A 26,803-nucleotide genomic window follows, 5' to 3' on the forward strand; every position below is an offset into this window, starting at 1 on the left:
AGTTTAAAAGTTTATGAGTTTATGAGTTTAAAAGTTTAAATGGTTAGGAGTTTAAAAGTTTTAATTCGTAACTTTTGCAAAGATAGTTTATCAAAAATGGATTTCAAACTGGTTTGTTATTTCTACGAAATTGTTATTTTTTGAACTGATTTTTTCTCAATGCCATAACTATTTAGCCCTGATAGGAGCGGTATCTTTTACACCTGTCAGGTTTTTAAAACCTGACAGGTGTAAAAATATAGCGGATAGCAGGAAAATGGATTACTGAAAAAGCCCAAACCATTCGCTCCAAAAAAACTCAAAATAAAGTTACTAAATTGATATACATTTCTTTTTGGTTTCATTCTATTTAATTACTTTTGTGGAACTTTTTAAATGACAAACTAATACTTATGAATATACACGAATATCAAGGGAAAGAAATTCTAGCAAAATACGGTGTACGCGTTCAACGTGGAATTGTTGCTAATAATCCTGTAGAAGCTGTGGCTGCTGCAAAACAATTGACTACTGAAACTGGTACGCAATGGTATGTTATCAAAGCTCAAATTCACGCAGGTGGAAGAGGAAAAGGTGGCGGTGTTAAGTTGGCTAAAAACTTAGAACAAGTAACTGAAATTTCTGAGCAAATTATTGGAATGCAATTAATCACTCCACAAACTCCACCAGAAGGAAAAACAGTTCACAAAGTTTTAATTGCTGAAGATGTATATTATCCTGGTGAAAGTGAAACTTCTGAATTCTATATGTCAATTTTATTGAATAGAGCTACAGGAAGAAATATGATCATGTATTCTACTGAAGGTGGAATGGATATCGAAGAAGTAGCAGAACACACACCACATTTGATTTTTACTGAAGAAATCGATCCTCAAGTTGGTTTACAAGGTTTTCAAGCAAGAAGAGTTGCTTTTAACTTAGGACTTTCTGGAAATGCTTTTAAAGAAATGGTTAAATTTGTTGACTCATTATACAATGCTTACATTGGTTCTGATTCATCAATGTTTGAAATTAACCCAGTTTTAAAAACATCTGACAATAAAATTATGGCAGTTGATGCCAAAGTAAATATTGATGATAACGCTTTATACCGTCAGCCAGTTTATGCTGAAATGCGTGACGTTAGAGAAGAAAATCCAATTGAAGTTGAAGCTAAAGAAGCTGGATTGAACTATGTTGACCTTGACGGAACTGTAGGTTGTATGGTTAACGGTGCAGGATTAGCAATGGCTACAATGGATTTGATTAAATATGCAGGTTTTGAACCAGCTAACTTCTTAGACGTTGGTGGAACAGCTGATGCAAAACGTGTGGAATTGGCTTTTAGAATTATCTTAAAAGATCCAAACGTAAAAGCAATTTTGATTAACATTTTTGGTGGAATCGTTCGTTGCGACCGTGTTGCTCAAGGTGTTGTGGATGCTTACAAAAATATGGGTGACGCAATCAAAGTGCCAATCATCGTAAGATTACAAGGAACAAATGCTGAAATTGCTAAAGAATTAATTGATAATTCAGGAATGCCAATTTTATCTGCGGTTCAATTTCAAGAAGCTGCTGACCAAGTTCAAGCTGCTTTAAGCTAAGATTTTCAAATTTTCAAATATAAAAAAACCATTCTTTACTTAGTATTGAATGGTTTTTTTTTATTACTAGAGATTATTCAAATAATGACCTAATTTCTTTTTCGGTCTTACCTAATTTTTCTTTAAGTTTTCCTCACATTTCTTGTTCTTTTCCTTCTTCAAATAACAAATCATCATCAGTTAATACTGCAAATTTTTGTTTCATTTTTCCTTTTAACTGTTCCCAGTTTCCTTTAATTTCTTTTGAATTTGGCATTGCGATTTTTTTTAAAATTACTATTTTTTATTAAATCAAATTTCAGAAAATAAAGATTAAAATTGTTTTACATTTTAGTAATTAAGTTACATAATTACTTTATTACTATTTTGCGAATAGAAATTAGGATAATTATAATCGAACTATAAGCTATAAAAAAAGGAATAATAAATTCAATCCAACCAAAAGGTAACATTAAAGCAATAATCAATAATTGAAAGCCCAATCCATAAATCGAAAGTAGCGTCATGAACCAATTAGGAAACGTTTTTACTTTGTAAGCATCTTTATCTAAAGCATGAATTATTTTATCAAAAGCACCATAAACAACCGTGTAAATTCCGAATAAAATATTGACTGATTTTTGAGATTCTCCAGGCAATGCTTTGGGTGTTTTATATTCAAAAACTTTACTTGTAGAATCGCCACCAACCGATTTATTTCTTAAAATGACATAGTAATAATTATACAAAGTTCCTTGCAATTGAATTCCGATAAAAGCTAGTAGTGTAAACCAAATTGTAGTTTTAGAAACATAGCAAATAGTCATTAGAAATAAGAAATTCAGAATAATATCAAATACACTGTCTAAATATCTTCCAAAATAAGAAGGTTTAATTTTAAGTCTTGCCAATTCTCCATCGGCTGCATCAATTCCAGATTTTAGAATAATAAAAAAACCAGCCCAAAAATACTGATGTGTTAGAATACAATAAATTGCAATTAAACCCGAAATTCCGAATAAAATGGTAACGTGTATAGGAGTAAAGCGTGTGTTTTTTAATTGATTAGCGAGGAATTTTCCAAATGGTCTTCCGTAATCTGATAAGTCAAGAAATTTATCTTGAGCTGCAAGTTTTGACATTTAAGGTTTGTAAATAGAACTGCGACAATATAGTCTGAAATTTATTTTGATAATCTATGCAATGTATACGTCATGGTTGCTAATAATATAAAAGCCATAATTTGATGCGTCAATCCCAACCACATTGGAACGCTATACAACAAGGTTAAAACACCTAATGCAAATTGTAAAAATACAATAAATAGTAAGCCATTCAATCCGTTTTTTTGTTGTGATGATAACGTATACTTTTTACTTTTAAAGTATAAAAATAGTATCAATCCAACTACAACATAAGCCATAGTTCTATGAACAAACTGAACACCACTTTTACCTTCGGTTAATCGTAAAAGCCAAGAGTCTTTTTCTAAAACTATACTATCGTGAAATAGTTGTCCGTCACTCATTAATGGCCAATGGTTGTGAATTAAACCTGCATTTAAACCAGCAACAAATCCGCCATAGATAATTTGAATAATTAGAAAAACTATTGCAATTCGAGCATATTTTCTTAAAGTTGTGTTGACTTCTTTTTTGTCGGGATAAATTAAATCTAACGCAACCCAAAGTGTGTAGGCAAAAGTTATAAATGCAAAAGTTAAGTGTAATGAAAGTCTAAAATGACTCACATCTGGATTATCAATCAAACCACTTTTCACCATAAACCAACCCAAAAATCCTTGAAATGCTCCCATTCCTAAAAGAATTATGCATTTTTTTATTGTAGAAGAATCGAGTTTTTTCTTGATTAAAAAGTACACGAACGGAATAATGAAAACCAATCCAATTATTCTTCCAATAAATCGGTGAAACCATTCCCAGAAATAAATAAATTTATAATCTGAAAGTTGAAAATCATTGTGAATATTGATTTTTTGATACTCAGGGAATTTCTTGTATTCATCAAATGCTGCTTGCCATTTTTCTTCTGTTAAAGGAGGAAAAGTGTCTGTTACCAAATGCCAATCGGTCATTGAAAGTCCAGAATTGGTCAAACGTGTAATTCCACCAACAGTAACCATGATAAAAAGTAAGATACAACCTGAAAGTAGCCAGTAAATGACTGATTTATTTGTCTTCATTTTTAGAAGTATATTTTGTACAAAATTATTTTTATTCCTTTGATAAATCTATTCAACAAAAGTTAATCTTTACTTATTGTTTTCAATTTTTTTCAATCCTAATTTTTCTGCTCTTTTCACCACAAAATCATATGCAGCTTGGTATTCGTTTGGAATTTTTCCGTCCAAAATGGCTTCTTTAACTGCTTCTTTTAGCATTCCGATTTCTCTTGAAGGTTTTAGATTGAATAGCTCCATAATTTCTTCCCCCGAAATTGGTGGTTGAAATTGACGCACATGATCTCGTTCTTCTACTTCAACAATTTTTTTGCGAACAAGGTCAAAATTATTGTGGTATTTTTTAAATTTTGCTGGGTTTTTGGTGGTGATATCAGCTTCACAAAGCGTCATTAAATTATCTACATCTTCGCCTGCATCAAAAACCAATCGACGCACTGCAGAATCGGTTACAATATCATCAGCTAGAACTATTGGTCGCGAACTCATTATTACCATTTTTTGAACAAACTTCATTTTTTGGTTTAATGGCATGTGTAATCTTTCAAAGATTTTTTTCACCATTTTTCCGCCTAAAAATTCGTGTCCGTGAAATGTCCAACCTTGTTTTTTGGTAAAGCGTTTTGTTGGAGCTTTTCCAATATCGTGCAATAGAGCTGCCCAACGAAGCCAAACATCATCAGTATTTGGGCAAATATTGTCAACTACTTCTAACGTATGGTAAAAGTTGTTTTTATGTGTATGACCTTCTATTTCTTCCACATTATTTAACGCTGTTAATTCAGGTAAAATAATGTCTAAAAGTCCGGTTTTGTATAATAGTAAAAATCCGATTGATGGTTTTTCGGTTGAAAGAATTTTGTTTAACTCATCCACAATTCGTTCGCCTGAAATAATCTTGATTCTATCTTTATTTCTAGAAATAGCTTCTAATGATTCGGCTTCAATTTCAAAATTTAATTGCGTTGCAAAACGAATTCCGCGTAACATACGTAACGGATCGTCTGAATAAGTTATATCAGGATTTAAAGGCGTTTTGATGGTTTTATTTTGCAAATCTATCAATCCATTGAATGGATCAACTAGTTCGCCATAATTTATTTCATTCAAAGAAAAGGCTAGAGCATTTATGGTAAAATCACGTCGATTTTGGTCGTCTTCCAATGTTCCATTTTCTACAATTGGATTTCTACTGTCTTGATTGTAACTTTCTTTTCTTGCGCCAACAAATTCAATATCAATTTCTTTGTAGCGAAGCATTGCTGTTCCGTAGTTTTTGAAAACTTGAACTTTGGGTTTGTTAGGTAATAGTTCAGAAACTTTCAAAGCCAAGTCAATTCCCGAACCTACAGCAACTATGTCAATATCTTTTTTAAAATCTCTTTGAAGTAAAAAATCACGAACAAAACCGCCAATAACATAACTATCAACATTAAGTTCTTGACTTGCCTGTGCAATTATTTTAAAAATAGGATTATTAAGTGCTTTTGAGTAATTCATTGTATTGATTTCAATTTCAGTTTAATCAACTTAAAACTGTGACTGCGACTGCAAACTATTTACGTATGATTTTAACCTGATGATCCAGAGAAAGTTTAATGATTGTTGATGGTTTGTCACAAATTTTATCTTGGTGCAAATTTACTACATAGTCAACACCTTTTATAATTTCGGGATCTATTTCTTTGAACGATTTTGGAGTAAACATTCCTGAGATATTGGCTGAAGTTGATACCAAAGGTTTTTTCATGCGTTCCATTAGTTTGAAACAAAAAGGCTCTTTTACAATTCTAATTCCCAATGTTTTGTCTTCAGCTATAATATTTGAAGCTACATTTTTTGGGTTGTCTAGAATTAAAGTTGTTGGTTTTTCGGATAAATCAATAATTTCCCAAGCTACGTCTGGAATATCTTTGAAGACGTTGTACATCATTTTTTCTCCATTCATTAGTACAATCATGCTTTTAGATTCTTCTCTTTTCTTGAGTGCATATATTTTGGCAACAGCTTCTGCATTGGTTGCATCACAACCAATTCCCCAAACGGTATCGGTAGGGTAGAGAATGATTCCGCCATTTTGAATTACTTCGTAAGCTTTTTGTATTTCGATGTTGATGTCTGTTATCAAAGTTTTTAGTTTAAAATTAGATATTAATTGACAAAAGCGATAAATTATAGTATACAAGAGTACCTTCAGTAGTTGTATATAGAATAAAGTTGTATTTGTTAATGGTATTCATCACAGTATATGAACATTTAGGTATCATTCTATCGTGAGTTTCTATCATAATTACTTTTGTTTTTGGCAACCAGTTTTCATAATTACTGCTAAATAAATCTTTTTCAGCTCCTTCAATATCTATTTTGAGTATGTCTATTGTATCCCATTTTTTCTGAGATAGTATTTCATCTAATGTAGTTGATTCAACATCATACTCTTCTTGTTCTGTAACTTCTCTTATTTGAAAACTATTGCTAGCATTATATGGATCTTCAATTTTAAAAAAAGATTTTTTATTGAATAACCCTTTTTCTATTAGTTCAAAATTATTGATACCTGATGTATTTTTTTTAATTACTTTAGAGTTTTTACTTTCAATTTCAAGTGCTACAATTGAAGCTTCAGGATATTTTAAATGAAAAAATAATGAGGCTAAACCCACATTGGCACCAGCATCAACTATTGTTTTTGGTATTATTGGCAAAGTAGTGTCATAAAGATTTGTTAGAAAAATTTCTTCAAAAGTTTCAAGATCTTTGGTATTGTTCCTAAGATAAATTTTACGATTTAGTTTGGGAAGATAAATTTCTTCTTTGTTATTTTTTATTCCTTTAAAAAGAGCTATTGAATCTCTAAAAGCGAAATGTTTTTTTAATAGTTTGAATAGGACTAGCTTTTTTAGCATGATAATTTGCGTTTTAGGATTCTTTTAGTTGTCTTTTACCTTTTCTTTTGTCACTATATATTCTGAAAAAATATCGTATTGGATACTTTTTTTTCATTTCTAAGTTTGACTCAATGAATTTTGTTTTCAAATCATCTAATATATTTTTGAATAAGGGTATTCTATGTTTTTCATATAAGGTGTAATACTTTTCATATTGTGAATAATGAAAACGTACTTTTGCTTTACAATCTTTAAATCTCTTAGGTTTATATATATCCATCAGAACATGGTTATATTCTCTATTATTTTTTAGTGTTTTTTCTGGATTTGATAATTTTCCAACTCCTAATTGTTGGTTTTGATGTAATCTGTACGAAATTAATTTTTCGGTACTAAACATCAAAGTATTTCTTTCAGTTAAAATATATGCTAACCATTCGTCATGTATAAAATTGTCAGATGTTAAAAATGGAATTGAGAAATCCTTCACTTCTTTTTTTATACACAAAGTGGCACCAGTTAAAAAATTACCTATGTGTATTAGTGATCTTCTCAAATCAGACGGTTCTTTTATTGATTCATGAAAGAAACAAAAACTTTCCCAAAGAGAAATTTCATTATATATTGGATTGCTATTATCATCAATTAAATTTGCATTTGAAAAGACGCCTTCTACAATTGGATTTTTAGAAAAAATTTCCAATGTTTTTTCTACTTTATCTTTTCTCCATACGTCATCTTGATCTGAAAGAAAAATATAATCTCCAGTTGCAAGGCTAATTGCTTTTTCAAAATTTTTAGTGCTTCGTAAGTTGAACTCGTTGATATAAATTTTGAATAGATTAGGATGCTTTTGATTGTACTCATTAAGAATTATAATTGTTGAGTCAGATGAGCAATCGTCACAGATAATAATTTCATCAACTGATATAGTTTGATTCAAAATAGAATCAATTTGTTCTTTTAAAAATTTTTCTCCGTTGTAGGTACATAGTGCTACAGATAATTTTGAGATGTTTTTCATAGTTGTATTTTTCCCATTTTATGATTCTTAAAATCTCTATTTGCTTTGAGTATATATTTATAAGCTGTAATTATATTTTCAGAATATCTAATGGATCTTTTTATATGATGAATATAATTTTTGACCAATTTTTTTGTTATTTCAGGAAAAATTGTGGAATACTTTTTTTCAAGATATAAGATATTTCTGTACATGTAATACACTCTTAAGTTCGAGTGAACTATTCTATTTTTTTTGATTAAATAAAATGAGACTATTGAAGCTCTCCTAACTGGTTCTCCAAGTGAATGTTTGAAATAATTATTTTTAAATTGAATATTTTTATATCCATTTTTCATTGCAGCGTAGCAATAATCTATATCTACGCCATCTATAAAAAGGTTTTCATCAAAACCACCAATTTTTTCAAATAAATTTAAATTAATTACAGAGCATGACGTAATTAAATGATCAACTTCTTCAAAAATAATTTCGTTTGAATCACAACAGATGGCTTCTTTGTTATATTCTAAGCCAAAATTAGCAACATTTTCGGAATCTTTAAAATTTTCAATGTCTCTAAAATATTTTTCAATGTTTTCTTCTAGAAAAGATGAGTCTTGATCCATTGTTAAGAGTTTGTCATATCCTTCATAGATTGCCAATCTTGATGCTTGATTTAAGCGAATTGAAATACCATGATTTTCTCCATCCCAAAAATAATTAATTTTTTCATTTTCATTAATAAAGGAACTTTCAAGTTTAGTTGCGGAATTATCGTAAACATACAATTTACTTATCTTAGGTAAATAACTTGTTATGTTTTGTAAATCCTCTATATTTGGATTATAAAGTATTACACATGCTGCGATATTAAAACTCATAAATTTTTAATTTTTCTTTTTCCTAGAAATGTATCAATCCATTTTGTTAATTGGTATTTTACTGGAAACTTTATTTTTATTTTTTTTTGCAGTTGAAGATATTCTTCATAGCAATCTTTTTTCATATTTTGAATACCATATTTATCTGTAAGCGTGTTCGATAATTTTTCTAACTCATTAAATTTTAACCATTTTTTTTTAGATAAAATTAGATAATCCTTATATTTTTTTGGTTCATCAAGTCCTAAAAGTATTCTTTTTTTATGCTTTATTTTTTTTAGTTTAGCATCACTTTTTACACCTACTTGTTGATTACCATGAATTCTGTAGTATAGTAAATTTTGTGTCGAATAGTACAATGTTTTTTTGATTGCTAAAAGTATTGCTATCCATTCATCGTGTAAAACTTCATCTGAAAATGGAAAAATAAATTCTTTTACTTCATTTTTTATACATAAAGTTGCTCCAGTTGCAATATTTCCATTTTTTGTAATAATATCAAATAAATCAATTGGTTTTTGTAATTCATTTTCTAGGAAAAAAATAGAATCCCATAAAGTGAGTGGAGTTATTATTTTGTCATCTTCATTGATTAAGCTGGCATTTGTAAATACACCTTCGCATTTTGGGTTTTCATTAAAAATTTTTAGTGTTTCAACTATTTTGTTTTCATTCCAAATATCATCTTGATCGGACAAAAAAATGTAATCACCTTGGCAAATAGCTATTGCTTTTTCAAAATTCTTAGTGCTTCCTTGATTAGTTTCATTGTCAAATAACTTTATAGTTTCTGGATGATATTTTATATATTCTTTTATAATTTCTACAGTAGTATCATTAGAACAGTCATCACAAATTACAATTTCATCAACACTAAATTTATTTTGATGCAAAATACTATCTAGCTGTTTTTGTATGTATTTTTCACCATTATAGGTGCATAATGCTACTGAAATTTTCATACTAACTTGTTATCTTCTGTTTCAATTTTAATGACTCACTTAACGGTGCACCAACGAGTAGTACTCTAAATATTTTCCAATAACTTGGTTTGAAAAGACTTTTGAAAAAGAAATGAAAACGCAGTTTATTCAAAATTACTTGATGCCAAAAATACCCATAATGTTTTCTAATTACATATAAATAGGAAATTTTGTGTTCCGTTTTTATGGTAATTGAACTTGGCGTGCTAACACCGTGAAAATGAACGTATTTTGCTTCAGGAATTAGATATGCATATTTTTTTATTTTTGATAGTCTTTTGCATAAATCAGTTTCTTCAAAATAAAGGAAAAGGTTGGTGTCAAATCCTCCAACAGTATTAAAATCCTCCGATTTAACTATCATAAAACTTCCCGATATAAATTGACCTCTTTTTGGTTCAGAATATATTATTTTACGATTTGGATATTTTTCAGGATTTAGTTTTTCTAATAATTTGCGACCTAAAATTTCTTTGGCTGGCGAAGCGAAGTGATCTAAAGTAGGTAATAGACTTCCATCTTCTTTATAGGCAAGTGGACCGCATATTCCAAAGTCAGGATTATTGGTTATTTTTGAATATATAATTGACAAACAGTCGTTTGATAGTAATGAGTCATTGTTTATGAATGCCAGATAATTTGCATTACTATAATGTACACCAAGCATATTACCAGCTCCAAACCCCAAATTTATGGCACTTCTTACTAATTGAACATTATAATATTTTTTATTTTCAATATATGATTCTAGACTGGAAAAATCCTCTTTTTCGGATGCATTATCAATAATAACAATTTGATAATTTAAGGAACTAGCTGTTTTAGCAATAATACTTTCTATACAATTCTTAGTATAGCTGTTAGAATTATAGTTTATTAAAATAGCTGCAATATCATATTTTTTTTGACCAATCATAAATATTGATTTATTCCTTTTTCTATAAAAGTTATTTTTCTTTCTGTTGTTTGTTTCTCTATTTCGTTATTGATTTCGATATGACTTTTCGACTGTTCTTTATGATAAATGTGATAGGCAAGACCAGCAAATTTCAATCGTTTCCCTAATATTCCAATATTATGCAATCGTTGAATCATTTCAGAATCATCTATTCCCCAACCAACTAAATTTTCGTTGAAACCATTTACTTTAATAAAATCTTCTTTCCAAAATGACATATTGCATCCTCTCAACTTTGGTGAACGGATATCAGTTTTTTTTGAAAAATTCATTAAAAAAGGGATTCGTATTGTTCGAGTTCTTTTTTTAATCCCTTTTGAAAAAATGTCAAAATGAACAGTTTTTTTGCTAAAAATTGAACCTAAAATATTTTCCTGAATATTTACTCTTGACCCAAATAGATAGGTGCCTTTTTCGGCAAAAGTTAAATGGTCTTCAACAAAATGTTTGTTCATTATTATATCTCCATCAATCTCAATAATATATTCATATTTTGCTTTTGCAATAGCTTTATTCATTATGGCGGGCTTTCTGTTTTTCATATCTTCGTGCCAAACATGAATAAGCGGAACTGGAAATTTTTGTTGATATTTTTTTATCAATTCTTCTGTTTCATTAGAAGAACCGTCATCAGCAATAATAACTTCGTTAGGTAAAACAGATTGATTTAGTACGCTAGACAATAGTAAATCAAGCGCTTCTGGCCAATTATAAGTTGGTGTGACCAATGTGCATTTAGGCATGTTACTCATAATTAATCTATTTTTCTATAACGCATCCATAACTGTAAATAACGCTTAAAAACGGAAAATGAATGTATGTAAGCTAGAATAAAACCTTCTTTACCATCTAATATGCCTAATCTAAAAATATACTGCCACATAAAACGATACATTGGGCGAAAGAAAAAATGGTAACCATTTGGTTTTATTTTTTTATTATAAAGATTCTCAGCTTGAAGTTTGCTATACAGATTTAGTTTATCATTATAATTATCAAAATTTTTGTAACTATAGTGATTCAAGCAGTTTTTTAAAACACCTATTTTGCCATCAGCTTTTACTTCTTCATGGACTAAGTTTCCGTTATAAGTGCAATAGTTTTTATTGAATAAACGAATGGCTTTGTCTGATTGCCAACCTCCATATCGAATGTGTTTATTCATAAAATAGAAGTTTCTTTTCACAAAAAAAGCCACTATCGAATGAGGGTTACTTACTTTTTTAACAATCTCATCTTCCAAAGATTTTGTTATAATTTCATCTAAATCAAAAAAAACAATCCAATCATTTTTAGCTAAGTTGATTCCAAAATTTCGCTGAGACGAAAAATTCTCAAATTTTTTTTCAATAACCGTTGCCCCTAAACTTTTTGCTAACGAAGCAGTACCATCTGTACTCTCAGAATCGATAAAGATGATTTCATCTGCAAAAGACAGACTTTCAATATATCTTTTAACATTGTGAACTTCATTATAAGAAATTGCCAAGGCGCTTATCTTGATTTTTTCGTTATTTTTGGACATAATTCGTTGCTATATGCTACAAATATAATATTTTTACGCCAATTCTATTTTCAATTTTTCTATTTGTGTCAAAATTTACTGTTTTAATGTATCATAATTTGAGTACTTCTTCTAGTGTGAGTAAAGGACTAACTATTTCCAATGAAAAATTTGAAGAACAGATAAAGTATTTAGTAGATAAACAATATACTTTCTTTTTTGCTTCTGAAATTATTAAAAAAACAACATTCCCAAAAAAATCTATTGCTCTTACTTTTGATGATGTGACTGAAAATCAATTGCTTTATGCGATTCCTGTTTTGAAAAAATATAATGCTAAAGCTACTTTTTTCATCCCATTTAATTATATTGGAAAATCTGATTTATGGAATGAAGGATTAGATAGCGATCCTGAAAAAATAATGACAATTGATCAGCTAAAAAGCATAGATAATTCAATTATTGAATTTGGACATCATTCTTTTTTTCATAAACCTTTTACAAAATTATCATTGCAAGAAATCCAGGAAGATTTAGATAAAAGTTATGCTTTTATTAATGAAAATAACCTAACTGTTTTTCCATCAATTGCTTATCCTTTTGGAAAATATCCTAAAAAGAAAACTGAAAAAGAAGATTTTTTTAAAGTTTTAGAAAAAAACAATATTCAAATGGGCTTTAGAATAGGGAATAGAAGAAATAAATTACCACTAGAAAATATTTATGAAATACAACGCATAGACATTAAAGGCGAAGACAGTTTACTCGAGTTTAAAATGAAAATTAAAATTGGGAAATTAGGATTATTCTAGTTCTTTTTTGATTAAAATCATTTTTACATATCTTGAAAAAACACCATATGCATCAATTGTTGCAACTGCTAATCCTGGTATGCCATCAAGAAATCCTTTTCTAATTATGTAGGTATGGAAAAAACGATAAAAAGGCTTAAAAATTAAATGAAAATATGAAGCTTTTTTATTTTTTTCAACTTCCATTTTTGCTTGAAACCATGCATACGAATTTTTCTTTTTTAAGTAATGAAATAATCCTTTATAAGTATAATGAATCATAAAATTGGATAGCAGACCTACTGTTCCTTTATGAATCAATTTTTCATGTACATCACCTTTAAAATAAACAGAATCATTTTTAACCAATCGGATTACTTTGTTTTCGGTGTGATATAAAAATCTATTCATATAATAGTGAGGAAACCTTATTTTATATGCATTATGTTTAGGGTTATTTATAGTTTTGGCAATTTCATTCTTAAGCTTTTCAGTAACTCTTTCGTCCGCATCAACAAAGAGAATCCAATCGCCTTTAGCAATTTTAATAGCTTCATTTTTTTGATTTGAAAAATTATCAAATTCTCGTTGAATAATTTCACAATCAAACTGTTTAGCAATAGAAATTGTATCATCAGTACTAAATGAATCTATAACAATAATTTGATTAGCAAAAGAAACAGAATGCAAACAATCGAAGATATACTTTGCTTCATTTTGAGTTGGAATAATGACTGTTATAGTTGACATAATGAATTTACTTGAGTTCAAACATAGAATTTTTTTTTTATCTTTGCAACGTAATGAATAAAGATATTTCCATCATAATAAGCACTTATAATTCGCCAGAGTGGTTAGCAAAAGTTCTTTATGGGTATAATGCACAGACTTTCAGGAACTTTGAGGTTGTAATTGCTGATGATGGTTCTGACGAAAGAACAAAAAAATTTATATCAGAAATTCAAAAAGAAGTTTTTTTTCCCATTTATCATGTTTGGCACGAAGACAATGGTTTTCAAAAAACAATTATCTTGAATAAGTCAATTTTTGCTACTACTACTGATTACATTTTGATGACAGATGGTGATTGTATTCCAAGAGAAGATTTTATAGAGCAGCACATAAAGAATAGAGAGGAAGGTTACTTTTTATCTGGAGGATATTATAAATTACCAATGAAAATATCTAAACAAATCTCTAAAGAAGACATTTATTTAGGAAAATGTTTTGATATAAATTGGTTAAAAAAGAATGGAATTAAAGTTTCTTTCAAAAGCTATAAGTTAATTGCCGTTGGTATTAAGAGTTGGTTTTTTAATTTGATTACACCTACAACGCCAAGTTGGAATGGACATAATTCTTCGGGATGGAAATCTGATTTTTTAGAAGTTAATGGTTTTGATGAGCGAATGCAATATGGTGGAGAAGATAGAGAATTTGGTGAACGATTAATAAATAAAGGTATTAAAGCTAAACAAATAAGATATTCAACTGTCTGTATTCATTTGGATCATGCTCGTAGTTATGTAAAGCCAGAGATGCTTGAAAAAAATCTTCAAATTAGAAAAGAAACTAAAGCGAATAAAAAGGTGTGGACTGAGTTTGGAATTAAAAAGGAATAATTATTTTAAATAATCACCTAAAAATGGTTTTAATTCTGAAATAATCATTTCAGGAGTTAATTTTAAGTACAATTCCCTCGGATTTTTTTCTATTTCTTTGTTTTGTTCGTAAGACAATTCAGAAATAGCATTGGGAAGAAAATCTAATAAATGAACAGATTTATGAAATTTACCATCTTCAAAACTACTCCAATCATCTTTATTTATATAAGGTGAAAAAATAGTGAAAGTTGGCTTGTTTAATGCTTTTGCAATATGAACCGTTCCTCCTTCATTAGAAACTAATACAGTACATTTATTCATTAATACGGCAAAATCTCTAATACTAGGAGCGTAAATATCAAGAATAATATTTGATTTTTGCTGGCACATATTATAAATTTTATTAGCTTCTTCTTTCTGATTTGGTGCATAGTTAAACAATAAATAGCAATTGAAGTTAAAAGCTATATAATCAACAATAGTTGCTATATATTCGTATGGCATAGATTTTTGAGGTGTGCTTCCTAAAATTCCAAGCATTACGATTTTTTTGTCTTGGTATTTTTCCGGAACTTCAAATTGCTTTTCTTTTTCTGTTAAAAAAATCTTTGGTTCATAATCTATATCCGTTAAGGTTTCTACTTGTTGTAATAAGTGAATTCTATCTTCAATCGCTTTTCCACAAACATGGCTTTTTTCTTTAAGAATTCCGACTGGGTTAGTGTAATAGCCTAAATTTCCAATTTTTTTGCGGCTTTTGTGACCAACAGTTTGAATTGCTCCTCCAAACTTACATATCAATCGGCTTTGTAATTTAGAATAGGGATCAAAAATGATATCATATTTTTCTTTACGAACTTCTTTTATCGTTTTTATTAAATTTTTAAACTTTTTAAGCTCTTTTTCATTTATTGAAATTATTTTATCAATGTTGGGATTATTTTGAATAACACCATGTGTAAACTCATAAGCCATTAAATGAACAATACTAGTTGGGTATTTTTTTTTGAAGTTATTGGCAATAACCGAACTTATTAGCACATCACCAATACGTTTATTTTGAATAATTAAAATTTTCTTCATTTTCAGTCACTTTTACAGTCGAAGCTTTACAAGTTAAATTTTTAAAATTAATTTTTTAAATTTGAAAATGCCCAACATTAAATAATATGTAAAGCTTTTGCAAGTGCAAATTACTATTTTTTTATACATTTACCCAACTATAATTTACAATTGTGCAAACATCTATACATACCAAATACAAAAGTCTTGAAGATGCTATATATCAGTTGGTTACTGATTTTTCTGAAAAAGGTGAATGGATTGTAAAAGGTTCACGTAATAGTATTAAATCGAATTTTTTAGAAAATGAAAAGGTTTCCATTAAGTTTTTTCAAAAACCAAGTTTGCTGAAATCGATAATTTATTCTTTTTTTAGAACTACAAAAGCAAGAAGGTCTTATGAATACGCCAATTATTTATTAGAAAATTCCATCCAAACACCATTTCCAATTGCTTATATCGAGAATCAAAATAGTTTTGGATTGCTTCAAGATAGCTATTATATAAGCCATCACATTAATTACGATTTTACTATTCGCGAACTTATACATGATCCATTATTTGAAGAGCGTAACCTTATTTTAGAAAAATTTACCGAGTTTACTTTTAAGATGCATCAGGCAAAGGTGAATTTCTTAGACCATTCACCTGGTAATACATTGATTGTAAAAAATGGAAAAGGTGATTATGAATTCTATTTGATTGATTTAAACAGAATGAAATTTGAAAATCTTTCAATTCAACAACGAATGGATAATTTCAAAAAAATGTGGCTTTCTAAACAAATGATAAAAGTTGTAGCCAAAAAATATGCAGAACTTTCAGGCGAATCAGAAGTAAAATTGCATAAAATTCTTCTTGAAAAAACAACAAAATTCAAAAGAAGAATTACCAAAAAGAAATACTTAAAACGCAAACTAAAAAAATAAGCTCCGAATTTATAATCGGAGCTTTTTTATTTGAATTTTGATAATTTAAAGTTAATCAAATTGCCTAAACAGCTACATCATATTCTCTCAAAGCATCATTCAACGAAGTTTTCAAATCGGTTGAAGGTTTACGTTGACCAATTATCAATGCACACGGAACTTGAAAGTCTCCAGCAGCAAATTTCTTAGTATAACTTCCAGGAATCACAACCGAACGAGCAGGAACGTAGCCTTTATACTCAACAGGTTCATTTCCTGTAACATCAATAATTTTGGTTGAAGCTGTTAAACAAACATTAGCTCCTAGAACGGCTTCTTTTTCAACACGAACACCTTCTACAACAATACATCTTGAACCAATGAAAGCGCCATCTTCAATAATAACTGGCGCGGCTTGCAATGGTTCTAAAACACCACCAATTCCAACACCACCAGAAAGGTGAACATTTTTTCCAATCTGTGCACAACTTCCAACAGTTGCCCAAGTATCGACCATCGTGCCTTCATCTACATAAGCACCAATATTTACATAACTAGGCATCATAATTACACCTTTTGAAATGTAAGCGCCATAACGAGCAACAGCTGGTGGTACAACACGAATTCCTTTTTCGGCATAACCTGTTTTCAAAAGCATTTTGTCGTGATATTCAAAAATACCAACTTCATGTGTTTCCATTTTTTGAATTGGAAAATACATAACTACTGCTTTTTTAACCCATTCGTTCACTTGCCAACCAGAAGTAGTTGGTTCAGCTACTCTAAGTTTTCCGTTGTCTAGTAAATAAATTACTTCTTTTATAGTGTTTATTGTAATTTCTTCTTTCAATAATTCTCGGTTTTCCCAAGCTTTTTCTATCGTCGATTGTAAATTGTCCATGATTGTTATGTTTTTGAAATGCAAAGATAATTTATTTTATAAAGAAACAGGTATGGTTTTTGTCATTTCAGAATCGAAATAATTACTTTTGTTTAAAATCAAATGTACAGAAAATGAAAAATATTTTGATGTTACTATTAACTCTAATTATGGTAAGTTGCAGTAATAAAACAATTAATAAAAACGAAAACTCTAAAGAAGTGGCAACCAAAATTGATTCGAAAAATTTGTTTAAAACCAAATGGAAATTGATTGAATTAAGAGGAAATAAAATTGAGAATACTAAATTCACTCTTGATTTTTTTGAAGAAAATAGATTTGCAGCATTTGCCGGTTGTAATAATTTGGGTGGTGAATACAAAGTTGAGAATACTTTCAAAATCACTTTCTCTAAAGTTATTTCAACTAGGATGGCTTGTGAAGATATGAAAACTGAACAAGAATTTTCTAAAGTGCTCGAAATGACCGATAATTTTATTGTTGACGGAAAAATTCTTTCTCTAAACAAGGGAAGAATGACACCATTAGCAAGATTTGAATTGATAAGAAAGTAAAGTTTTTTTCCTATATTTGTATAAACAATTTCATTATGGAAACAATAAAAATTGAATGTCAGCCAAACGTTAGAACTAAAATTTTAGAGTTTTTGAGTTCTTTTTCAGAAAAAGAATGTAAAGTTGTTACTGAAGATTCTAGTTTTATTGAAAATAAAAGAAAACTTCATTTAGTAGATGCAAAAATTTCTAATGGAACTGCTGAGTTTTGTAGTTTTGAAGAATTAGATTCATATTTAGACAACGTCATTTCTAATCATGAAGATTAAATTGACTATTGATTTCAAAGCTGATTTGAAGGAAATCGTTTTTTTTATTTCTAGAGATAAACCAATTGCTGCTCAAAAATTTAAAAATAAATTATTGCAAAACATAAAAAGAGACCTTGTAAATCCATTCAATTATAAAAAGTCAATATATTTTGATCACAATAATTATAGAGATTATATTTACAAAGGTTATACAACAGTTGTTAGAGTTGATGAGTTGAACGAAATTGTATATGTTATTGGTATTCTTAAACATAAAATAGCATTATAACAAATCAAAATCTCTCCAAATGCCAAGAATCCTATCCATAGATTACGGAATAAAACGAACAGGAATTGCCGTAACCGACGATTTTCAAATAATTGCTTCTGGATTGACCACAATTCCTTCAGAAACAGCGATTACTTTTCTTAAAGATTATTTTTCCAAAGAAAATGTTGTCAAAGTTATCATCGGAGAACCCAAACAGATGAACGGTCAACCTTCTGAAAGTACCGAAGTGATTGAGAAGTTTGTTTCTAAATTTCAAAAAGAATTTCCCGAAATGAAATTAGAACGTGTTGACGAACGTTTTACATCTAAAATGGCTTTCCAAACTATGATTGATAGTGGATTGAAAAAAAAACAGCGTCAAAACAAAGCACTAGTCGACGAAATCGCCGCTACAATTATGCTTCAAGATTATTTATTGCGATTTAAAATCACATAAAACTTTTAAAACCGTAACTCGAAACTCGCAACCAAAATTATGAATCAACCCGACGTAATCCTTATCGGAACAGGAATAATGAGTGCTACATTAGGCATTTTCCTGAAAGAATTGCAACCCGAAATAACAATTGAAATATACGAAAGGCTCGATAAACCTGCTCAAGAAAGTTCTTCTGCTTGGAATAATGCCGGAACGGGACATTCCGCTTTTTGTGAATTGAATTACACACCACAAAATTCAGATGGCACAATCGATGCTAAAAAAGCAATCAAAATTGCCGAACAATTTGAATTAACTCGCCAGTTTTGGAGTTATTTGGTTGAAAATGGAAAACTAACAAATCCTGAAAGTTTTATTCATTCTATTCCTCATTTGAGTTTTGTTTGGGGAAATGAAAATGTCGATTATCTTAGAAAAAGACATGAATCGTTAACCAAAAATCCACTTTTTTCTCAAATGGAATTTAGTGCTGATTTTGAAGTATTAAAAAATTGGATGCCATTGGTAATGCAAAATAGAAGCAAAGAAGAAGCTGTTGCTGCTACAAAAATTATGCTTGGAACAGATGTTGATTTTGGCGAATTGACTAAGAGAATGTTAGACTATTTAGCAAAACAAGAAGGCGTTTCAATATATTACAACCACGAAGTTAGACGAATAAAGCAAAATGAAGATAAAACATGGCGTTTGAAAATCAAAGATTTGACGAATGATGAAAAAATAAAATCGAAAGCCAAATTTGTTTTTATTGGCGCTGGCGGTGCTTCTTTATTACTTTTGCAAGAAGCCAATATTAACGAAGCCGAAGGTTATGGCGGTTTTCCTGTTGGCGGACAATGGTTAAAATGTAAAAACGAAGAAATCATTCAAAAGCACCAAGCTAAAGTTTACGGAAAAGCTTCTGTTGGAGCACCACCAATGTCGGTTCCACATTTAGACACTAGAATTATTAATGGCAAAAAAGAATTACTTTTTGGACCATTTGCTGGATTTTCAACCAAATTTTTAAAGAACGGTTCCTATTTAGATTTGTTAGATTCAATCGAATTGGATAATATAAAACCTTTGCTTTATGCTGGTTGGAACAATTTTCCGTTGACAAAATATCTGATTGAACAAGTAATGCAATCAGACGAAAAACGAATTGAAGCATTGCAAGACTATTTTCCAAACGCCAAAATGGAAGATTGGGAATTACTCGATGCTGGTCAGCGTGTACAAGTCATCAAAAAAGACGAAGAAGAAGGTGGAACATTAGAATTTGGAACCGAAATTATAACTTCAACCGATGGAACTTTGGCTTGTTTACTTGGTGCTTCGCCTGGCGCATCAACTGCGGTTTCTGTAATGATTGATGTGCTTACTAGATGTTTTAAAGAAGAAATGAACGATAAACTTTGGCAAGAAAAGTTAAAAAAAATGATTCCATCTTTTGGATTGCATTTGAACGATAATCAGCAATTATTAAACGAAATAAGAACTAAAACTACTAAAATATTGCAACTTACAAATGAAGGATAAAATAAAATTAATCGTTTCAGATTTAGATGGAACTTTACTAGATAGCAATCACAATTTACCAACAGATTTTTGGGAAGTTGAGCAACAATTAACTGATAAAAATATACTTTTTGCGATCGCTTCTGGACGCCAATTGTTCAATATTATTTCGTTGTTTGACAGGATAAAAGAGCGTACTTTATTCTTAGCAGAAAACGGAACTTTTGCATATTTTAAAGGTGAGGAGTTATTCATAAATGATTTGCCTAAAGAAAATGCAATCGAGTTTATAAAAATAGGAAGAACAGTAAAAGATGGGTATGTTATTTTATGTGGAAAAGAATCTGCTTATGTTGAAAATACCGATGAAAGGTTTTTGACAGAAGTCAGAAAATATTATACAAAGTTGCAAATTGTGGATGATTTAACGCAAGTAGATGATGTGGTTTTGAAAGTAACTATTTGCGATTTTAATGACGTTCCAACCAACAGTTATCAATATTTTAAAGAATTTGAAAACGACTTTAAAGTGGCTATTTCGGGTTTAATTTGGCTAGACGTAACAAGTTTTACTGCCAATAAAGGTGTTGCTATTGAAATCATTCAAAAAAAACTAGCGATTTCTAAAGGTGAAACAATGGTTTTTGGCGATTTTCTTAATGATTTAGAAATGATGGAAACCGCCGAATTTAGTTTTGCCATGAAAAATGCACATAAAGACATCATCGAAATATCTAATTATACGACTGATTTTGATAATAATACGAATGGTGTAACGCAAACAATTGAGAAATACTTGTTATAAATGAGTAGTTTCAGTGAAGTTGATGATTCACTAATCTAAAAAATAATTACTTTTGCCAAAATTCTGAATTCAAAATTCTGAATTCTAAAATCAGAAATCAAAATGATACTACCAATAATAGGCTACGGCGATCCAGTTTTAAGAAAAGTAGGTGAAGAAATTTCGGCTGATTATCCTAATCTTACCGAAATTATCGATAATATGTATGAAACAATGTACAATGCTTATGGTGTTGGATTAGCAGCACCTCAAATTGGACTAGCTATTCGTTTGTTTGTTATCGATACCGAACCTTTTAGTGATAGTAAAGATTTAACTCCAGAAGAACATGTACTGTTGAGCACTTTTAAAAGAACTTTCATCAATGCTAAAATGCTAAAAGAAGAAGGCGAAGAATGGGGTTTTAACGAAGGTTGCTTGAGTATTCCTGATGTGCGCGAAGATGTAATTCGTCATGAAAAAATCACTTTAGAGTATTATGATGAAAATTTCAACAAGAAAACTGAAGTTTTTGATGGATTAATCGCCAGAGTTATTCAACATGAATACGACCATATTGAAGGAATTTTGTTTACCGATTTAATTTCTACTTTAAAGAAAAAATTAATCAAAAATAAACTGCAAAATATTATGGATGGTAAAGCTCGTCCAGATTATAGAATGCGTTTTTGCAATAAAAAAGGAAGATAAATTCTTAAAATCCCAAAAAATAAAATCCCAAATCCCAATTGCTTTTAGCTTAAAATGGCATGAAATTTGAGTTTTTTAATTGAAATTTCAAATTTGTTATTTGGAATTTTATTTAGTTATATTTGCCACCGCTTAAAAATACAAGTAAAATGAATGTAGAAAAAATATTAGCCATTTCAGGGAAACCTGGTTTATACGAATTAAAAGTTCAAACCCGTTCAGGATTCGTTGCAGAATCAATGATTGATGGAAAAAAAATTACGGTTGGAATGAGAAGCAACGTAAGTTTGTTATCTGAAATTTCTATGTACACTCATAGCGAAGAAAAACCTTTAGTTGAAATTATGCGAGCAATTGCAGTAAAAGAAAACGAAGGACCAGCCATTTCTCATAAAGAAGATAACGATAAACTAATTGCTTATTTCAAACAAATTGTGCCAGATTATGATGAAGATAGAGTATATGCTTCAGATATCAAAAAAGTATTGAATTGGTACAATATGCTTCAAGCAAAAGGAATGGTTTCTAAAGAAGAACCAAAAATTGAAAAAGCAGAATCTATCAAAGAACAAGTGGTAGAAGAAGTTAAAGCCAAAAAAGAACCAAAGAAAGAAGCTAAAACAGAGAAAGCTGAGAAAGTTGAAAAACCGAAAGCTAAAACTAAAAAATAGTTAATTACTTTTTTATAAATAGAATTCCTATTGCTCAATTTGAGTAATAGGATTTTTTATTTTTACAAAAATCAAAATCATGAACTCACGCCAACAACAACTCGACTCTTTCAATCGATTATTAGATATAATGAACGATTTGCGCGAAAAATGTCCTTGGGATAAAAAGCAAACATTAGAAAGTCTTCGTCATTTAACAATTGAAGAAACATACGAATTGGGCGATGCCATTTTGAATAATGATTTGCAAGAAATCAAAAAAGAATTGGGTGATTTGTTGTTACACATTGTTTTTTATGCCAAAATTGGAAGCGAAACAAACGATTTTGATATAGCCGATGTTTGCAATGAAATTTGCGATAAATTGATTCACCGTCATCCACATATTTATGGTGATGTTGAAGTTGCCGATGAAGAAGAAGTGAAGCGAAATTGGGAAAAACTGAAACTTAAAGAAGGAAAAAAATCCGTTTTAGAAGGTGTTCCAAAAGGTTTGCCTGCACTAGTTAAAGCTTCAAGAATTCAGGATAAAGTAAAAGGTGTCGGATTTGATTGGGAAGAACCACATCAGGTTTGGGATAAAGTTCAGGAAGAATTGCAAGAACTTCAAGTTGAGGTTGCTTCTGGAAACCAAGATAAAATTGAAGCTGAATTTGGCGATGTTTTATTCTCCATGATAAATTATGCAAGATTCTTGAAAGTAAATCCAGAAGATGCTTTAGAACGAACTAACAAAAAATTTATCAAGCGTTTTCAATATCTAGAAAGCAAAGCAGGCGAACTCGGAAAACCATTAATGGATATGACGTTAGCCGAAATGGATGTTTTTTGGAATGAAGCGAAGAAACTTTGATATTTATGGAATTACCTTATTACGCTGTAATTTTTACTTCAAAAAGAACAGAAGTTGACGAAAATTATTCCGAAATGGCTGCTAAAATGGTTGAATTAGCTCAATTGCAAGAAGGTTTTCTAGGAGTTGAATCTGCTAGAAATGAGATAGGAATAACAGTTTCTTATTGGAAATCTCTTGAAGCTATCAAAAATTGGAAACAAAATCTTGATCATCTTGACGCTCAGCAATTGGGAGTTTCAAAATGGTATGAAAAATATACAGTAAGAATAGCTTTGGTTGAAAAAGAATATAGTTTTGAAAAATAGCAATCTATTCCGAAAGTCTTCTCAACTTATTTCTGTCTAGAATAGCAATCTTTTTTCCAACCAATTCAATTAAACCACTTTTGTTAAATTCTGAAAGTAATCGGATGCAGCTTTCGGTTGCTGTGCCAATCATACCTGCTAATTCTTCACGTGATAACTGAATGTGTAAAGTACCATCTTCGTTTTTGCCAAAATTATCATCAAGATATAATAAGGTTTCTGCCAAACGTTCTTTCACACTTTTTTGGGCTAACGAAATCATATGATCGTCGGCATCTTTCAAATCACCACAAATGGTTTTCATAACATTCATAGAAAACTCATTATTGGTATTAAAAAATCCCATAATTTCACTCTTCGGAATAAAACAAACTTCCATATCTTCTAAAGCAACAGCACTCAAGTTGGCTGGTTCCTCGCTAATCATCGAACGTTGACCTAATAATTCGCCTGGTTTGACCAATTTTACAATTTGATCTTTTCCATTGGCACTTAACTTCGATAATTTGCAAATACCATCTTTAATGCAAAAAACACCTTTGGTAATTTCACCTTCTTCAAAAATGGGTTCGCCTTTTTTTATGGTATAAGAAGTCTTACAATCAGCCATTTTTAAAAGATCATCTTTCTTCAACGCTTTTAACGAACTAAATTGTCTCACAATACATTGTTCACACTTACTCATATCGTTTTTGGATTTTTCATTGCAAATATACCAATTGTATGACAAATATCATATTTTAAAATTAAGTATTGTTTAATCTTTGTAGTAGGTAAAATGAGCAAATTTATGGACACAACAAATTGTTTCCATTGTGGTAATGAAATAATAAAAAAAGACGAGGTTATTTTTGATGATAAAAGTTTTTGTTGCAACGGTTGTAAAACTGTTTATGAGATTTTTAGTCAAAATGATATGACTTGTTATTATGATTTTCAATCGGCACCTGGTGCTACTCCACAAGATATTCAAGGAAAATATACGTTTTTAGACAATGATGATATTGTCAGCAAATTATTAGAATTTGAAGACGGAACGACTAATATTGTTTCGCTTTATATTCCACATATTCATTGTAGTTCGTGCATTTGGATATTAGAAAATCTTCAACGATTAGATGCAGGTATTGGAACTTCCCAGGTTAATTTTGGCGAAAAGAAAGTACGTGTAAATTACAATCCTGAGAAAACTTCTTTGAGAAAAATCGTTGAAATGTTGAGTTCTATAGGTTATGAACCTTATATTTCATTAGAAAATTTTGACGAAGGAAAGAAAAATGTCGATAGAAGTTTAATCTATAAAATAGGAGTAGCCTTTTTCTGTTTTGGAAATATCATGTTGCTATCATTTCCAGAATATTTTGAAGTCAACGAATTTTGGATTAACCAATACCGTGGATTTTTCCGTTGGTTGATTTTTGCTTTGTCATTGCCGGCCTTTATTTATTCGGCAAGCGGCTATTATGTTTCGGCTTGGAAAAGTATCAAATCGGGAATGTTAAATATTGATATTCCGATTGCACTAGGAATTGTGGTAATGTTCGTCAGAAGTACCGTTGATATTATTTTCGATTACGGTCAAGGCTTTTTCGATAGCATGTGCGGATTGATTTTCTTTATGCTTTTAGGGAAATTATTTCAAATAAAAACATACGATTTTCTTTCTTTTGAAAGAGATTATAAATCGTATTTTCCGATTGCCATTACCAAACTTTTGTCAAATGGCACAGAAGAAGCCGTTCAGGTTTATGATATTGAAAAAGGTGATAGATTATTGATAAGAAATCAAGAGTTAATTCCGGTTGATGGAATTTTGATTTCAGAAAAAGCTTCAATCGATTATAGTTTTGTAACGGGTGAAGAAGTGGCTGTTGCCAAAAAATCGGGCGACAAAATTTTTGCAGGCGGAAAACAATTAGGTAAAGTAATCGAAATGGAAGTTTTGTTTTCGGTTTCAAATAGCTATTTAACTCAATTATGGAGTAATGATGTTTTTCAAAAAAGAGTTGATCAAAAACACAAATCGATTACAGATAGAATCAGCCGTTATTTTACTCCAGCCTTATTAGGATTGTCAATCGTCTCTTTCTTATATTGGATTTTTATTGATACTTCAACTGCTTTTAATGTTTTTACTGCAATTCTAATTGTGGCTTGTCCATGTGCTTTGGCATTGACAGCACCTTTCACACTTGGAAACGTTTTACGAATTCTAGGAAATCGAAAATTTTATTTAAAAAATGCAATAGTTGTTGAACAATTAGCCAAAGTAGATAGTATAGTTTTTGACAAAACAGGAACCATTACCACTAATAAAAAGACTTCCATTACTTATGAAGGTGAAGTTTTAAATTATTTTGAATTAAAATTAGTAAAAAATGTACTAAGAGGTTCCAATCATCCATTAAGCAGAAGATTGTACGATTATATTCCGAATCAGGATAAAATGGAGACTTCTAGTTTTGAAGAAGTAATTGGTAAAGGAGTTTTTGCCGAAATTGATGGTAATACTGTAAAGTTGGGTTCTTCTCAATATCTAAAAACCATGACTGAAAACACGCATAAAAAGACAAAAGTACATGTCGAAATTAATGGTGTCTATAAAGGTAGTTATGTTTTTACCAATCAGTACAGACCTGGAATAGAAAAACTCTTTGAAAATTTAGCCAAGAAATACGACTTATATGTATTGTCTGGTGATAATGATGGAGAACGAAAAATTTTGGAAAAGTTGTTGCCAAGTTCTGTGAATTTGGTATTCAATCAAAAACCAGAACAAAAACTTGAATATATAGATAGTCTGCAAAAGCAAGGAAAAAATGTTATGATGATAGGTGATGGGTTAAATGATTCTGGAGCATTGGCACAAAGTAATGTTGGGATTTCAATTTCAGAAAACGTGAATGTTTTTTCGCCAGCTTGTGATGGAATTTTAGATGCATCTCAATTTGAACGAATTGCTTTCTTTTTGAAATATTCCAAAAACGCAATGAAAACCATCTATATGAGTTTTGGGTTGTCATTACTCTATAATGTTGTTGGATTGAGTTATGCTGTTACGGGAAATTTATTGCCAATTGTGGCAGCTATCATTATGCCATTAAGCACAATTACCATAGTTAGTTTTGTAACAATCATGAGTAATGTTTTTGCAAGAGTTAAATAATTTTACTAAGCTGATTACGATAA

Annotated in this window: 30 protein-coding genes and 1 pseudogene; 15 read left to right on the plus strand and 16 right to left on the minus strand. The window is 30.0% G+C overall.

The features are described 5' to 3' along the window. The first annotated feature begins 392 nt into the window (after nt 1-392). Complete coding sequence (sucC, locus tag O9267_RS02410) at nt 393-1,586, plus strand: ADP-forming succinate--CoA ligase subunit beta (protein ID WP_298175596.1); 1,194 nt, start codon at nt 393-395, stop codon at nt 1,584-1,586. 136 nt (nt 1,587-1,722) lie between these two features. On the opposite strand, the pseudogene O9267_RS02415 reads toward sucC, so the two are convergent. The 12 genes and pseudogenes from O9267_RS02415 to O9267_RS02470 form a co-directional block, all read right to left on the minus strand. Then, nucleotides 1,723-1,842 (minus strand): annotated as a pseudogene (locus O9267_RS02415) (CsbD family protein); the annotation flags it as partial. Nucleotides 1,843-1,936: 94 nt separating this feature from the next. After that, nucleotides 1,937-2,707: a CDP-alcohol phosphatidyltransferase family protein gene (locus tag O9267_RS02420; protein ID WP_298175598.1), complete on the minus strand. Its 771-nt coding sequence runs from the start codon at nt 2,705-2,707 to the stop codon at nt 1,937-1,939. Nucleotides 2,708-2,748: 41 nt separating this feature from the next. Beyond that, on the minus strand, nt 2,749-3,768 hold the full coding sequence (locus O9267_RS02425) for a COX15/CtaA family protein (RefSeq protein WP_298175600.1): 1,020 nt from the start codon (nt 3,766-3,768) through the stop codon (nt 2,749-2,751). Nucleotides 3,769-3,837: 69 nt separating this feature from the next. Next, nucleotides 3,838-5,265, minus strand: a complete 1,428-nt coding sequence (locus tag O9267_RS02430) for an HD domain-containing protein (RefSeq protein WP_298175602.1) — start codon at nt 5,263-5,265, stop codon at nt 3,838-3,840. 55 nt (nt 5,266-5,320) lie between these two features. After that, the gene (locus O9267_RS02435; protein WP_298175686.1) at nt 5,321-5,890 is read right to left on the minus strand and encodes an L-threonylcarbamoyladenylate synthase; all 570 of its coding nucleotides are present in this window, start codon (nt 5,888-5,890) and stop codon (nt 5,321-5,323) included. A gap of 19 nt (nt 5,891-5,909) precedes the next feature. Beyond that, complete coding sequence (locus tag O9267_RS02440; RefSeq protein WP_298175604.1) at nt 5,910-6,671, minus strand: FkbM family methyltransferase; 762 nt, start codon at nt 6,669-6,671, stop codon at nt 5,910-5,912. Between the two features lie 13 nt (nt 6,672-6,684). Next, a complete protein-coding gene (locus O9267_RS02445; RefSeq protein WP_298175606.1) occupies nt 6,685-7,677 on the minus strand; it encodes a glycosyltransferase family 2 protein in 993 nt (330 codons plus the stop codon). Then, nucleotides 7,674-8,540 (minus strand): hypothetical protein, encoded by an 867-nt coding sequence (locus O9267_RS02450; protein WP_298175608.1) that lies wholly within the window; start codon nt 8,538-8,540, stop codon nt 7,674-7,676. The genes O9267_RS02445 and O9267_RS02450 overlap by 4 nt, the downstream gene beginning before the upstream one ends. Further along, nucleotides 8,537-9,502 carry a glycosyltransferase family 2 protein gene (locus O9267_RS02455; RefSeq protein ID WP_298175610.1) on the minus strand — a complete coding sequence of 322 codons (966 nt, stop codon included), beginning with the start codon at nt 9,500-9,502 and terminating at the stop codon, nt 8,537-8,539. Before O9267_RS02455 ends, O9267_RS02450 begins: the two co-directional genes overlap by 4 nt. Nucleotide 9,503: 1 nt before the next feature. Beyond that, a complete protein-coding gene (locus O9267_RS02460; RefSeq protein WP_298175612.1) occupies nt 9,504-10,439 on the minus strand; it encodes a glycosyltransferase family 2 protein in 936 nt (311 codons plus the stop codon). Then, nucleotides 10,436-11,233 carry a glycosyltransferase family 2 protein gene (locus O9267_RS02465; RefSeq protein ID WP_298175614.1) on the minus strand — a complete coding sequence of 266 codons (798 nt, stop codon included), beginning with the start codon at nt 11,231-11,233 and terminating at the stop codon, nt 10,436-10,438. Before O9267_RS02465 ends, O9267_RS02460 begins: the two co-directional genes overlap by 4 nt. Nucleotides 11,234-11,235: 2 nt before the next feature. Beyond that, entirely contained in the window at nt 11,236-12,006 is a 771-nt protein-coding gene (locus tag O9267_RS02470; protein ID WP_298175616.1) for a glycosyltransferase family 2 protein, read from the minus strand. 65 nt (nt 12,007-12,071) lie between these two features. Here O9267_RS02470 and O9267_RS02475 point away from each other — a divergent pair, with 65 nt between their 5' ends. Then, nucleotides 12,072-12,797, plus strand: a complete 726-nt coding sequence (locus O9267_RS02475) for a polysaccharide deacetylase family protein (RefSeq protein WP_298175618.1) — start codon at nt 12,072-12,074, stop codon at nt 12,795-12,797. Here O9267_RS02475 and O9267_RS02480 read toward each other — a convergent pair. After that, a complete protein-coding gene (locus O9267_RS02480; RefSeq protein WP_298175620.1) occupies nt 12,789-13,526 on the minus strand; it encodes a glycosyltransferase family 2 protein in 738 nt (245 codons plus the stop codon). The two genes, O9267_RS02475 and O9267_RS02480, sit on opposite strands and share 9 nt — an antisense overlap. 53 nt (nt 13,527-13,579) lie before the next feature. Here O9267_RS02480 and O9267_RS02485 point away from each other — a divergent pair, with 53 nt between their 5' ends. Continuing rightward, complete coding sequence (locus tag O9267_RS02485) at nt 13,580-14,398, plus strand: glycosyltransferase family 2 protein (protein ID WP_298175622.1); 819 nt, start codon at nt 13,580-13,582, stop codon at nt 14,396-14,398. Here O9267_RS02485 and O9267_RS02490 read toward each other — a convergent pair whose 3' ends face one another. Then, nucleotides 14,399-15,463 (minus strand): glycosyltransferase family 9 protein, encoded by a 1,065-nt coding sequence (locus O9267_RS02490; protein WP_298175624.1) that lies wholly within the window; start codon nt 15,461-15,463, stop codon nt 14,399-14,401. Between the two features lie 152 nt (nt 15,464-15,615). Between O9267_RS02490 and O9267_RS02495 the strand changes: the two genes are divergently transcribed. After that, nucleotides 15,616-16,371 carry a lipopolysaccharide kinase InaA family protein gene (locus O9267_RS02495; protein ID WP_298175626.1) on the plus strand — a complete coding sequence of 252 codons (756 nt, stop codon included), beginning with the start codon at nt 15,616-15,618 and terminating at the stop codon, nt 16,369-16,371. Between the two features lie 64 nt (nt 16,372-16,435). Here O9267_RS02495 and O9267_RS02500 read toward each other — a convergent pair whose 3' ends face one another. Continuing rightward, complete coding sequence (locus tag O9267_RS02500) at nt 16,436-17,251, minus strand: 2,3,4,5-tetrahydropyridine-2,6-dicarboxylate N-succinyltransferase (protein WP_298175628.1); 816 nt, start codon at nt 17,249-17,251, stop codon at nt 16,436-16,438. Between the two features lie 113 nt (nt 17,252-17,364). Here O9267_RS02500 and O9267_RS02505 point away from each other — a divergent pair, with 113 nt between their 5' ends. The 10 genes from O9267_RS02505 (at nt 17,365) to O9267_RS02550 (ending at nt 23,614) form a co-directional block, all read left to right on the plus strand. Then, on the plus strand, nt 17,365-17,805 hold the full coding sequence (locus O9267_RS02505; RefSeq protein WP_298175630.1) for an META domain-containing protein: 441 nt from the start codon (nt 17,365-17,367) through the stop codon (nt 17,803-17,805). 35 nt (nt 17,806-17,840) lie between these two features. After that, complete coding sequence (locus O9267_RS02510; RefSeq protein ID WP_298175632.1) at nt 17,841-18,074, plus strand: hypothetical protein; 234 nt, start codon at nt 17,841-17,843, stop codon at nt 18,072-18,074. Next, nucleotides 18,064-18,345, plus strand: a complete 282-nt coding sequence (locus O9267_RS02515) for a type II toxin-antitoxin system RelE/ParE family toxin (protein WP_298175634.1) — start codon at nt 18,064-18,066, stop codon at nt 18,343-18,345. Before O9267_RS02510 ends, O9267_RS02515 begins: the two co-directional genes overlap by 11 nt. Nucleotides 18,346-18,364: 19 nt before the next feature. Continuing rightward, nucleotides 18,365-18,784: a Holliday junction resolvase RuvX gene (gene ruvX / locus O9267_RS02520; protein WP_298175636.1), complete on the plus strand. Its 420-nt coding sequence runs from the start codon at nt 18,365-18,367 to the stop codon at nt 18,782-18,784. 39 nt (nt 18,785-18,823) lie between these two features. Then, complete coding sequence (locus O9267_RS02525) at nt 18,824-20,308, plus strand: malate:quinone oxidoreductase (RefSeq protein ID WP_298175638.1); 1,485 nt, start codon at nt 18,824-18,826, stop codon at nt 20,306-20,308. Next, nucleotides 20,298-21,092, plus strand: a complete 795-nt coding sequence (locus O9267_RS02530) for an HAD family hydrolase (RefSeq protein ID WP_298175639.1) — start codon at nt 20,298-20,300, stop codon at nt 21,090-21,092. Before O9267_RS02525 ends, O9267_RS02530 begins: the two co-directional genes overlap by 11 nt. A 102-nt stretch (nt 21,093-21,194) precedes the next feature. Continuing rightward, on the plus strand, nt 21,195-21,782 hold the full coding sequence (def, locus tag O9267_RS02535; protein ID WP_298175640.1) for a peptide deformylase: 588 nt from the start codon (nt 21,195-21,197) through the stop codon (nt 21,780-21,782). A 149-nt stretch (nt 21,783-21,931) separates the two neighbouring features. Continuing rightward, entirely contained in the window at nt 21,932-22,453 is a 522-nt protein-coding gene (locus O9267_RS02540; protein WP_298175642.1) for a DUF5606 domain-containing protein, read from the plus strand. 79 nt (nt 22,454-22,532) lie between these two features. Next, complete coding sequence (gene mazG, locus O9267_RS02545; RefSeq protein WP_298175644.1) at nt 22,533-23,306, plus strand: nucleoside triphosphate pyrophosphohydrolase; 774 nt, start codon at nt 22,533-22,535, stop codon at nt 23,304-23,306. 5 nt (nt 23,307-23,311) lie between these two features. Next, nucleotides 23,312-23,614, plus strand: coding sequence for an antibiotic biosynthesis monooxygenase (locus O9267_RS02550; protein WP_298175646.1), 303 nt, complete (start codon nt 23,312-23,314; stop codon nt 23,612-23,614). A 4-nt stretch (nt 23,615-23,618) separates the two neighbouring features. Here the strand turns inward: O9267_RS02550 and O9267_RS02555 are convergent, their stop codons facing one another. Beyond that, complete coding sequence (locus O9267_RS02555) at nt 23,619-24,299, minus strand: Crp/Fnr family transcriptional regulator (protein ID WP_298175648.1); 681 nt, start codon at nt 24,297-24,299, stop codon at nt 23,619-23,621. Nucleotides 24,300-24,404: 105 nt separating this feature from the next. Here O9267_RS02555 and O9267_RS02560 point away from each other — a divergent pair, with 105 nt between their 5' ends. Next, a complete protein-coding gene (locus O9267_RS02560) occupies nt 24,405-26,780 on the plus strand; it encodes a heavy metal translocating P-type ATPase metal-binding domain-containing protein (RefSeq protein WP_298175650.1) in 2,376 nt (791 codons plus the stop codon). Nucleotides 26,781-26,803 lie beyond the last annotated feature (23 nt).

This window comes from Flavobacterium sp. (assembly GCF_027531705.1).
GTDB lineage: Bacteria > Bacteroidota > Bacteroidia > Flavobacteriales > Flavobacteriaceae > Flavobacterium.